The sequence below is a fragment of the Thalassospira sp. NFXS8 genome (genome assembly GCF_040148805.1).
GTDB lineage: Bacteria > Pseudomonadota > Alphaproteobacteria > Rhodospirillales > Thalassospiraceae > Thalassospira.
Window position 1 is genome coordinate 17,490 of sequence record NZ_JAGEMF010000010.1, and the last position, 11,857, is coordinate 29,346.

Here is an 11,857-nt window from a genome sequence, read left to right on the forward strand (position 1 = left end):
CCTAAGTGCGAAATGTGAACGGTTGTTAGGGCAATAAATTTCTCGGGGGGGAGAATGGAAAACTTCAAGGAAGTGGCGGATGATGTTCGCCCTATTGCCCAAGAAAGCTTGGATACGTTTGAAAAAATTGCACGCTCCGCCTTGCAGGATATCCAAAAGAAGCGTGCGTCCGGGAACACAATATCAATCGCCAGAAACACTTTCACAGATGGGGCCGCTGTCCGTTCCGCAGGTAATACTGCTCGGCGGATTCTTGAGGGTAATCGCTCCTTAAAGCAAGAGCCAGCGATCGCGCGCGTTGTTGTTGCAGACGAAGACGGCCAGAGAACAACGTACTATTTCTCGCGCACATATGCTGCTTCGCTGCCTGGTGAAAAAGCAAAATTTACAACGTATCATTCCAAATTAGGTACTCTTGCAGAAATCGAAGTAGGCGATGAATACACCGTTATGTTAGGCGAAAGAGAGGTTTCTCTTGAAGTCCTCGAGCGCGCAAAATTCTCTCCGTTCCTTTCTGATGGAAAATGGGATGCTGATAATGTTGTGTTTCAGTTGGAGAACGAGCGTTTTCTGAGCGCTGATTCATTGCGTCAACTATTATCAGAATATGAGGATTTCAATGAGGACATCCTCGATGCTTTGATTCGAGAGGAAAGTGCCGCAGCTGGTATTCGAGAGGGGATTCGCAGAGCCGTGATCTCCAAAATGGGTTTGCGAGACCAACTAATCCTTGATCGTTATCAAGGTGAGATTTTCCGCATGCCACTTAGTGCTCGTTTGCTTTTACTTGGGGCTCCTGGAACCGGTAAAACAACTACCTTAATCAGGAGACTCGCGCAAAAAATTGATGTCGAATTTCTTGAAGGTGATGAGCAACAGTTAGTGTCTCGCGATCATAGTCAAAGCTGGATCATGTTTACGCCGACAGAGCTTTTGAAGCTTTACGTGAGAGAGGCGTTTAACAAGGAAGATATTCCAGCGCCGGACGGTCGTGTTCATACCTGGTCTGAGTTTCGTAGCCATTTAGCACGGAATGAATTTAAGTTCCTTCGATCAGCGACGCTCCGATCGGGTTTTGTTATGAACGCTAGCGTTGGGATACTTTTGCCAAATGTCGAGAGTGATCAAATCAGTTTCTTCAATGATTTTTCAGGTTGGCAACAAAAAAAGTTCTGGGATGAAATTCGGATAGCAGCAGAAGGGCTACTCAAAGGGAAGAAGCCAGAAACCATAGCGCTTGGCGAACGCGCATTACAGGTGCTTCGTGAGGCGCGAACACCTCTCGATGCTGGAACACTAGTTTCGTTTACTGCGATATCTTCTGAAGTTTCTGCACTTGTGGGTGAACTTAAAAAGTCATCTGACGAGATAATTAAACGTGGCCTGACTGAGCAATTGAACCGTGACAAGGGTCTACTGGATGATATTGCGACGTTCCTAACAGCTCAAGGTACTCCGTCTGAAGATGAGGATTATGATCAAGAGCTCGAAGATGAAGAGGAGGGTAATCAACCACCTAAGGGGCGGGCGGCGGCTCGAAATGCTTATATGCGCGCGATGCGGAGCCTTGCGAGATCAAAAGCGCGAGGTGGGAAATTATCGCCCAAGAGTACGATGGGACGCCTTGTCGCATGGATGGGCGATAGAGTATTGGCAGAAAAAGAACTCTCAGTTTTGGGACGTAGTCTACTAATTCAGTCTTCTTTACGTCCGCTTGTGAACCCTGCAACGAAATATATTGAAGGTATTCCCTCAAGGTATCGCCAATTCCGCCGCATTCGTCAGGGAGAAGGGCATTGGTACGTTCCAGATGGGGGGAGCCAAACAGATATAACCCCCATTGAAGTTGACATCCTCCTCCTCGCAATGTTGAAAGCTTCGAATTCAGTTGAGGCGCTATCAAGTAGATTGATTGAAAATGACCCATTGTCCGGACGTTTGATTGAGAGGATGACACGACTGTACAAGAACCAGGTGTTGGTTGACGAGGCTACTGACTTCTCACCGATTCAGCTCTCGTGTATGGCCAACCTGTGTAATCCTCGGATCCGGTCTTTCTTTGCTTGTGGTGACTTTAATCAAAGGGTTACGAACTGGGGCACCCGTTCAGCCGAAGAGATGCGTTGGGTGTTGCCTGATTTTCAAATCAGAACAATTGACGTTGGCTACCGGCAGAGCAAAAAACTGCATGAGCTTGCTCAACACATTTTGTCGTCGACGGGCACTTTGACCGCAGAAGTCAAACTACCAAACTTTTCCGAGAATGTTGGCTTGTCTCCTGTTTTGATACAGTCTCTGAATGTGCCTTCTGACCAAGCAGCGTGGTTGGCTGACCGTATTACCGAAATTGAGCGGTTCTCAGGCGCGATGCCATCAATTGCAGTGTTGGTAAATGCTGAAAATGAGATTTTTGAGCTTGCAGCTGCTTTGGAGGTCGCGTTGGCACCGAACAATGTGACCGTTCAAGCCTGTCCACAAGGGCAAGTGCGGGGCAGTGATAGTGCAGTTCGTATCTTCAGTGTTGAACATATCAAAGGACTGGAGTTCGAAGCAGTCTTCTTTGTCGATGTCGATGAGCTGGCAGAGAAAGAACCGGACTTATTCGACAAGTATCTTTATGTCGGGGCGACCCGGGCTGCCACTTATTTGGGTGTAACTTGCAGAAATTTGCTGCCATCGAAGATGATTCCATTGACACCTCTATTCTCTGAGAACTGGCTGTAATGAGAAGTGAAGGACGATAGTTTCAGCTCTTTATCTGTTTTTTTGTCAATATTGAATTGAAAGCGAAACGAAGAGGTTTAATACGGTGTTGACTAACAACATAAATGAAGTGGGGTTTTTTAATTGAAGCAGACAATTGAAGCCAAAGAACAGGAGCTAAAGCGTATCTTTAGCGATGACTATTTGTTCGAAATTCCTGCCTTTCAAAGACCTTATTCCTGGACGACAGAGCAAGCAGGAGAGTTGTTGGATGATCTGCTAGGAACCATGGGAAAAGATGAGAAGATTGAGGAAGTAGCACCTTACTTTTTAGGCAGTATCGTGCTTATCAAAGATCTTCTTCATCCTCGTGCAGAGGTTGTCGATGGCCAACAGCGGCTTACCACACTTACAATTTTGATTGCTGTTCTTAGAGAGCATTGTGAAGACATTGGTTCAAAGTCGAACCTGGACAAATATATCTGTGAAAAGGGAGATAAATTTGCAGGTAGTGAAGATCGTTTTCGACTGACATTGCGTAATCGCGATAGCGAATTCTTCAGAAAATCAGTACAAGTAGCGGGGAAACTAACTGCGTTTCTTCAGAAAGACAGCGTTGGTATGACTGACAGTCAGAAACGTATTTATGAAAACGCTAGGCACTTTTATGCTGAGCTCTCGAAGTTTGAACAAGATCTGCGTGATCGCCTGACGATGTTTCTGTTGCAACGATGCTTTTTGGTAGTCGTTTCTGCATCGGATCAGGAGTCCGCTTACCGAGTCTTCTCGGTAATGAATGATCGAGGGCTAGATCTTTCCCCAACTGATATATTAAAAGCCGATATTATCGGTGCCATGCCTGAAGAAATCCGAGAAAAATATAACGATCAGTGGGAAGAAATTGAAGAAGAACTGGGAAGAGAAGATTTCAGGGATTTATTTTCCCATGTTCGTATGATCTTTGCCAAAAACAAGGCTAGGGGAAATCTGAATCACGAGTTCCGAGAAAGTGTTCTTAAGATCAAAAATGGAAAGGAATTTATTGACGATGTTCTTGTGCCTTATGCGGAGGCTTACCAGACCGTTTCTTATGCTGCATATGAGAGTACGGCGGATGCAGAAATCGTCAACAGGTACTTGGGCTACCTCGCTAGGTTAGACAATTACGACTGGGTACCGCCCGCAGTCTCTTTCTTTGAGAAGCACCGAAATGATCGCGATAAGTTGGTTCGTTTTACGATTGACTTGGAGAGATTAGCGTATGGTTTGTTTATTCTGAGAGCAAACATCAACCAAAGAATCAATCGATACTCAAATGTGCTGCGTGCAATAGAAAATAACGAAGATATCCACGTAAAAGAAGCCCCACTTCAGCTAACTGAGGACGAAAAGCTCTCTATACTTGGCGCCTTGAACAGTCCTATTTACTTGCAAACTCGTGTTCGGATGCCTTTGTTGCTCAGGCTAGATAGTTTGTTGTCTGACGGAGGTGTATCTTACGACCATAAGGTTCTTAGCATCGAGCATGTACTGCCTCAGAATCCGAATGCCAATTCTGAATGGCTGAAATTGTTTCCAGATCAAGAAACGCGAGACTTCTGGACTCACAGGCTTGCTAATTTGGTTCTGCTTTCACGACACAAAAACTCCCAAGCAAAGAACTTCGACTTTGGGCGTAAAAAATCTGAATATTTTCAAAAAAAAGGTGTCGCAACTTTTGCGCTCACATCCCAAGTTCTTAATCAGCCGGAATGGACGCTTGATGTTTTAAAAGGGCGGCAGAATGAGTTGATAAAAACTCTTCAGCGCGAGTGGCTACTGAGTGTTTGAAGTGGGACCGCATTTCCATTTGATTGTTTGGGAAATCTGAATTTGAGCAACATCAGCAATAGGTGTGGACATTTTTTTGAGATGGCCTCATTCAGGCAGAACAAACTCTGGCCATAGTTTGTCTCCTCCTAATACAGATATGGGGGCGTCGAGGAGAGGAAAACGATCCTTTGTGCTTGCCAGCAGAACGACAGCAGCATCGGTGCCTGAGAGAGTCTCCTTGTTGATCCTTAATGGTTCGGTCGTAACGATAACGCTCGCTCCTCCGCTGCGAGGGCTTATTCTGAGCGTATTGTGATCAATTTCCTCTGCGAGTAGGCTAGGATACCCATTAAGGGTCAGGCCTTCAGAGGCGTTCGTCTCATCGCTTGCTTCATCAGCTGTAATAATCGCCTCGTATAGCGTGAGCAATTCACTCTCATCACTTTCAGGTCCCCATAGGATACTATCAGCAAGCGTCCGTTTTCGACGCATCAAAGATTGCAAGAGACAGTCGAACGAACCGCGTTGCAGACGTGGGTGTATGGCAAGGGGAATGTGGATCGTCACGGGCCGCGTTTGGCCGATACGATGGGTGCGGTCGTTGCATTGCTCCTCGACCGCTGGGTTCCACCAGCGGGTGAGATGAATGACATGGTTGGCTGCGGTGAGGGTCAAGCCTGTACCCGCAGCTCTTGGCCCGAGGATGAGGACGTCGAACCCCTCGTCGAGGTCTAGATGTCTTTGGAACCGCTTGGTAATCTCATGACGTTGCGAAATCGGTGTGGAACCGTTGATAATGTCCACGCGGGCTAGGGCGAATTCGATTTTTACTAATTCCGCGAACCAGTGTTGCACATCAAGGCTTTCAACGAAGACCAGGGCGCGCTCGCCTTTGTTCTTGATGCAGGTGAGGATATCCATCGCTGCGGATATCCGGGCCGACGAATGAGTGAAGCTATCCGGTGCTTCGCCCTCGATCAGCCCTGGATGCAGCGAGGTTCGGCGGATATGATGAAGGAGCCCAAACAAGGTTTGACCGGGCCGACGTGCCTCATCGTAGCGTAAAGCCTGCACCGGCGGCATAATGCGGGGGTGAAGGACCCGCGTTTTGGTCGGTAGCTCGCGGGCAACTGTTTCCTTGGTTCGTCGCAGACCAAGACTGGGGTTTCCCGCCTGGGGTTGAAAGATAGCTGCGTGAAGGGCGCGCATATTTCCTGCCTTGGGGGTATCGAACGTCGTTCGGAAATCAGTGAGTGCCCCAAGTGCCCCCGGAAACAACTGGTCCATTACAGCCCATAAATCGCGTGTTGCGTTCTCAACAGGTGTTCCCGTTAATCCGATCCGAAAGTCGGCATTGACCGCTTTAGCAGCGACAGCTCGGAGTGTGGCCGGATTTTTTACGTTCTGTATCTCATCGAAGACAACTACTGAGAACTGATTTTCAGTGAAGCTGACAGCATAGTTCGCTAACGTCTGGTAAGTCGTGATTGCTATGCGTGGCGTGTTGCCCTGGTAAAGTTCAGTGAAGTCGAGCCTTGCATGGCCATCCTGTATATCGCGGCCTCTGACATCGGTTTTGCGCGATTGTCGCAGTTCTGGTCCATAGAGCCGTACGGGACCACCCCAAAGTCCGGGCTCCAGATGGGCTCTAATCTCTTCTTCCCAGTTCCGGAGTAATGAAGTTGGTGCGACGATCAGGATTGGGCGATTGGGTATAGCCCCACTCAGTATCCCTTCGATCGATAACCATGTCAGGAAGGATAAAGTTTGCAGTGTCTTTCCCAGCCCTTGTTCGTCGGCATTCAGGATGCCGGGCAGGCCGGCCTGCCATGCTTCTACTTGCCAGTGAAAGGCTTCAATTTGATACGGACGCAGCTTTTGCTTGACTGCAGCGGGCATATTTGAGTTCAGGGTCTGGGGACGTTGCCGTAACCGTTCGCGAAACTGAAGTTCCCAGAAATTGTCGTGGGTGACCGGTAGAAAGGCAGTTACCTCGTCGTTAGGAACTGTGCTTTCTTTGCGCGCCAGATAAAGTTCAAGGCGGCGTTTTAGGGCTTCATATACAAGCGGTAAAGCGGGAATATCGCCATAGGCTGTTGGTACGGTTGGCCGGTTTTTTGCAATGGCTTTTACCAAGGCTGAGACCAGTTCTTTTAAATCCTCGTCGGGAATTGTACCGAGAAGCTCGCCCAGGGCAGCGTCGATATCGTTTGGTAGCCAACTGGTGCCGCTGCCATCTGTTACTGCTATTTCAGGCTTTTTCCACTTGCGGATTTCAATCACACGCTCGGCCCATTCGCGTGTCTCAGCCCAAGCTGATTTGAAGGCGGACTCAACTGCTTCGACCTGGTCTTGAGGGGATGTAAGTTCGTTTAGTTTCCCGTCTTGACGGAGCGCATCTTCTATTGCCTCAAAAATGATTTGTTCGGCATTTTCGAGGAAGTTGAGCTTCTCTTCTTCGGAAAAGGCGGCATGCCGTGAGATCACGTCGACCACGGGCATCGCAGATCGATCCAGAATCAGATAGCGGTTGTTGCTAATTTTATAGGCGGGTTGAGCGCCTTTTTTGTTTGCCTCTTGTTTGAAAGTTTCAAGCTCGTCTCCTGCGAGGGGGGAGCTTTCCGTTGATGCAAGGTCTTCTTCGCCAAGTTGGCTTGAAGTGAAGGGGATTGGGGCAAAAGAAGATGGGTTGGTTTCGTCGATGGAAAGTCCAACCCGGTCGCAAGAGACAATTTCGATATGCTTTAAAAACCCTTCGGGTTGAGCACCTTCGTCCTCGACCATACCAATAGCGTTACGGAAACGTGCCAGGGCATCCCAATGCTCCGGCAGCGGTGCGGAGCTGTTAAAGGATTTTGACAACTCAATCGCGTCGAAAATTGGTGCCGGCAGCCGCATACGTATAGAGCCGCTTTGGACTACCGACCCAATTCGGTTTAATTGAACCTGACGCCCGCCCTTTTCCCACCACCATTCGAGGGCAAAACGTTTGCTTCCTACAGTGGCAGATGTAGCCGCATGGAAATCAAAGCCTGATAATCGGGGGGGCAAGCCCAATACTCTGGCAGAAAAGTCGTCCATCCTCGAAAGCAACCAATGGTCAAGGAACAAGGTGTCCGCTTCAAATCGATGATGATTGTTATCCCGATCTAATCCTCTGATACGGGCAAGAGTGATAGCGAACACGCGATCCGATGTCTTCAAGCTATCGAAGTCAACACGTTCCCGTCGCCGAAACCGATCCATCAGGCCTTTTCGTTCTTGCGCAACGCTCAGTAGGCTTCCATTCGTGTCTACTGTGAATTGGAACCGGTTCATGTTTGTTTGATCCTGTCTCTGACCCAGCCTTTCCAATCACCAGTGTGTACGCGCGCATCAGCGTGAGGCTTGGGAAGCAAGATCTCGTTTATATTGTAGCTTGAGGCATAGAGCTGCGGGGTTGGGCGTATCGGGTTTGGAAAGGCATGGATCCTGAAATTGTGTGAACCCTCGACAAAAATCTTCTCGCCGATCCTTATGAATAATAGGCAGGTTCCTTTGCGCGGTATCTGTCTGCCAAAACTAAGGTAGGATTTATCCCCGGTGCGTTGATGCAGCTTGTTCGCTATTGGAATAATGTCATCGCCAAGTGCGAACCACGCTTCGTCTATACGGCCGTCTTCATAAAGGCTCATCCAGAAACGCCGCCGACCAGGCCAATGGTTGTTGTTTTGTGTGTCCTGCTCCGCTTCTGTAACCACTTGGAACATGGCTTCCATGCTCTTGCGCGCCAACCATTTATTCAGAACACGCCGATGAGGTGCCGCAACGAGATTCCAGAATGCAGGGTTGTCGCGCCTTGGATCACCGAACAGGGTGATTAGTCGATCAATGCACGTTTCGCGATAGTCGGGAGGGCATGATGCTGTTGTCCAGGGAGACAGAATGCAGTCAATTACTTCAGCCGAGCGTTTGTCATCCAACTTTGCCGCGTCGGCAGGTGCTGCCCATGACAGGAGTTTATCGAGAGCTGGAATGGTCTTAGGGTTCGGGTTTTGTGCTAGAAATGCTGTGTGGGCTGATTCCATGAAGCCTGACCCATGTGGTGCAGGGAGGCCCTCTTTGATTAACCAATGGTACGGGTTTACAACGGTCGCCATTCGATTTCCAATTAATTGAGGACCAGCTTCAATATCCAGAAATTCGGGGCATGAGAGAAACAAGTTCTGCCAACGATTGGGTAATTTGTCGGCGCGGGCTATGAGCAGGCGGTGTAAATGGGATGTCTTTGTTGAACCGCTCGACCATGTTTCCAGATATGCCCGTGCTATGGCATCGAGCAGACGCGGGTTGGTTGTCGCTATTGCTTCTGCAGTCAGAAACGTTTGGAGGTCGTTGGGTATAGGGAGTTCTTCTAACAAAGACGCGAGCAGTGCAATGGCAACATCTCCGGTAGAAATTGCTTGCCAGTTGGCGGTGCGGGCTGACGCCGCTACACGTTGCACTATTGTCTCGGTATCGTTAGGGATTTTTGTTTCAACGTCCGGAAAAGCGCGTTTGATCTTCGTAACGGCGGTTTCTAACGGAACCATATCGAAGGACCGGGTTCGGAACTCTGGACTTAAGACAAGAAGATCAGCGAGGCTCATCTTGCAACCCTTCTTGCCAATATGTCGCGAACACGGGTTAGGTCTTTGATATTTCGAGGAATGGCTTGTTCTGTAATTGGCGAGAACATGATGAAGCGGATATCTATCCGACGGTTGGCATCTTTTCCGCCGTCAATTGCCTCATTAGCAATCGGACGTCCTTCGCCGTAGCTAGCCACGGAAAAAATGGGTTGTTTTTGAAGATTGCGAAATTTTAGAAGCACTGGATGTGCCGAAATCATCACATTATAAATTGATGCACCTCTGCCCGCTCCAAGCCCCATATTGTAAATATCGTTCCCATCGCTGTCGGTATGACCTTCGATCTGAATCGCATCAATAATAGTAGCGTTTGGATTGCAGCTTTCGGTCATGGCTGCGTTATCAACTGTAAAACAACCGATCTCCGTGCTTAATATAGCTGCAATTTCCTGCATTTTTTTACGACCGTCCCGTGACGGTTTCTGTTGCCCGCGTGCGAACAACCCGTCGCCGCGAAATTGCAGGGCATCTTGTTTTAGTGAAATTTCAACGTCGATTTGGTCGTCAATTTCTTTGATCCTGCTGCGCATACGATTCAGCAATGACGCCAGTTCGGATGACGCGAGAATGTTGTAGCGGGCTATAGGGTTTTCCGTCTCTTTTTCGCGGAGTAATTCATGCAGTAGTTCGATTTCCGCGCGTAGGTCTAGAATTTTCCGCCGCAGGTCGTCGGTTGGGCCAACATCCAAATCCTCGCGCAAGTTGGTCAATAACGTATTTCGTTGCTGGAGTTGTGCTAGCAGTTTTCGCTTCTCGACAGTAAGCGATTGAATTTGCTGTTGAAGGGTGCCAATCACGTTCTGATCGGTGTTTTTTACGAGTTCGTCATAAAGCAGTAGTCGCTGGTGCATTATGGCGATCTGGTCGTCTCGCTCGTCCAGCAGTTGTTTCGGTACGGTTTCACCTGGCGAGATTTGCGTGGCGAAAAAAGCAAGAAGGATGATGACAATAAATAGAAAGCCGATTGTCATATCGGTCATCGAGATAAAGACCGATTCCTCCTCTTCTTCTCCACGCCGACGACGAAAAGGGTGTCTCACGTTTCAACCTCTTTGGGATCACCTTCATTCGTTGACTTGGTGATGCTTTCCGGTTCAAAGGCTTTGGCGTTCTCAATTACAGTCTGAAGAACACCCAATGCTTCCACGAACCGATCTTGAACGCCGGAGCCATGCCGTTCCAGCCGGTCGATGGTTTTTGCCACTTCGTCCTGATAGGTCTTGAATGCTTTTTCGAGTTGTCCATCGTAGGCTGCGGCCCTGCTTTCGAAAGATCTGATAAGGTCCCGGAGGGCGTTCATCGTTTCGGTGACAATTTCTTTTTCTTCGGTGATGGTTGTCTTGGCTGCATTTACCATCGACACCGAACCTTCAGCAATTTTCAAGCTGTGATTGTTCGTTTCCTTGATGGTCTCTAGAAGGGAAGGAGTGGCTTCTCCGACAGCTTTGCCAGCAGTAGTTAACTGCGTACTAACCTGTTCCAATCGTTGGACAGATGTGTCGAGGGTTTGCGTTGATGCTTTTAGGGTGCTGTCGAATTGCTGGGCCGCCTGCTGAAGGCTCGAACCCATGGTATCAAGAGCTGTACTCGCTGTTTCAATCCGGTCACAAAATTTTGTGAGGGCATCGCCTAATCCTGATGTGATATTATCTCCCAATTTCTCGACCATTGAGTCGATATTATCCATGGAACTCTTCGTGACCTGCTTCAGCGGCGTGGAGAGCTCCACAGTCATTGTTGTGATCAGGTCTTTCATGTCTAATGTTTGATCTTCGACCGCCCTTAACTGCTTCTCGGCCAATCCCTCAAGGCTGATGAAGTCCATTTTCTCTTCAAGTTTAGTTGTAAGAGCATCGGCCTGTTTCTCGATTATGTGAATACGCAGTTTCAGCCAAAAGTTTAACAGGATGGAGCAGAGCAGACCTGAGAGGGAAATTGTAAACTTCGCAGATGCCTTGGCGAGTAGGATGCGCAAGGCATTCATTGTTGCCGTTTGATCAGTCGTTTGGCTGTGGGGCAGAATATCTGCTGTGGAAGATAACACAGCAACCAAACCAAGAAACGTAAAGAACAAGCCGACGGATACGAACAGCGGGGGAAAAATGCGGTAGAACCTTAGCGAGAAACCGAGCTCATCGGCGTTCAGGAATGCAGATGGCCGGATTGCGTTTTTTACCGTGGTTTCATCGCCTGAACCTATTTCCAGAAGAGTTTCGCGGAACTCCTTAAATGCAGTAGCCAGTAGGTGCCCGGGGCGAGTTTTCTGTGAATTTAATTTTTCCTCAAGGCTGGCAAGATCCAAATTTTTATGTCCGGATGCAGCTTTGTCGACGCTTATAATTGCATTTTTATAGGCAGTAATAAAAGAGCGGGATTTGTATCCGATGCATATCGCTAGTACCGCTGCAGCAGCAAAAAATATCAGGCTGAGAAGTCCTGGCCAATAATCGGCAACAATCCCGTTGGCGATATAGAGAATTATCTCACCGGTCTTGGCTCCCGCCGCCATTGCTTGATTTATCAGGTTCATCGTTTGCCTGAGCGGACATTAATTTGTGTGGAATCTTGTGATGCCATTTTTAGTGATATTCCCCCCTCGACGAGCTCGATCAGAAGTAAATGAATGGTGACTATATGTGCAGTCATGATTGTACGCATGATTGTAAAATTCT

The 11,857-nt window shown here is 48.3% G+C and carries 6 protein-coding genes; 2 read left to right on the top strand and 4 right to left on the bottom strand.

What is annotated here, in order from left to right; translation table 11 throughout:
• The first annotated feature begins 54 nt into the window (after positions 1-54).
• Positions 55-2,724 (top strand): ATP-binding domain-containing protein, encoded by a 2,670-nt coding sequence (locus J4E05_RS23930; protein ID WP_349600995.1) that lies wholly within the window; start codon positions 55-57, stop codon positions 2,722-2,724.
• A gap of 123 nt (positions 2,725-2,847) precedes the next feature.
• Positions 2,848-4,533, top strand: a complete 1,686-nt coding sequence (locus J4E05_RS23935) for a DUF262 domain-containing protein (protein WP_349600997.1) — start codon at positions 2,848-2,850, stop codon at positions 4,531-4,533.
• A gap of 87 nt (positions 4,534-4,620) precedes the next feature.
• Here the strand turns inward: J4E05_RS23935 and J4E05_RS23940 are convergent, their stop codons facing one another.
• From J4E05_RS23940 to J4E05_RS23955, 4 genes are read right to left on the bottom strand one after another with little or no spacing between them, the layout of a single operon-like run.
• Positions 4,621-7,833: a DEAD/DEAH box helicase gene (locus J4E05_RS23940; RefSeq protein ID WP_349601000.1), complete on the bottom strand. Its 3,213-nt coding sequence runs from the start codon at positions 7,831-7,833 to the stop codon at positions 4,621-4,623.
• A complete protein-coding gene (locus tag J4E05_RS23945; protein ID WP_349601003.1) occupies positions 7,830-9,143 on the bottom strand; it encodes an EH signature domain-containing protein in 1,314 nt (437 codons plus the stop codon). The genes J4E05_RS23940 and J4E05_RS23945 overlap by 4 nt, the downstream gene beginning before the upstream one ends.
• Entirely contained in the window at positions 9,140-10,165 is a 1,026-nt protein-coding gene (locus tag J4E05_RS23950; protein WP_349601005.1) for an OmpA family protein, read from the bottom strand. Before J4E05_RS23950 ends, J4E05_RS23945 begins: the two co-directional genes overlap by 4 nt.
• 56 nt (positions 10,166-10,221) lie before the next feature.
• Positions 10,222-11,715: a hypothetical protein gene (locus tag J4E05_RS23955; protein ID WP_349601008.1), complete on the bottom strand. Its 1,494-nt coding sequence runs from the start codon at positions 11,713-11,715 to the stop codon at positions 10,222-10,224.
• Positions 11,716-11,857: the final 142 nt, after the last annotated feature.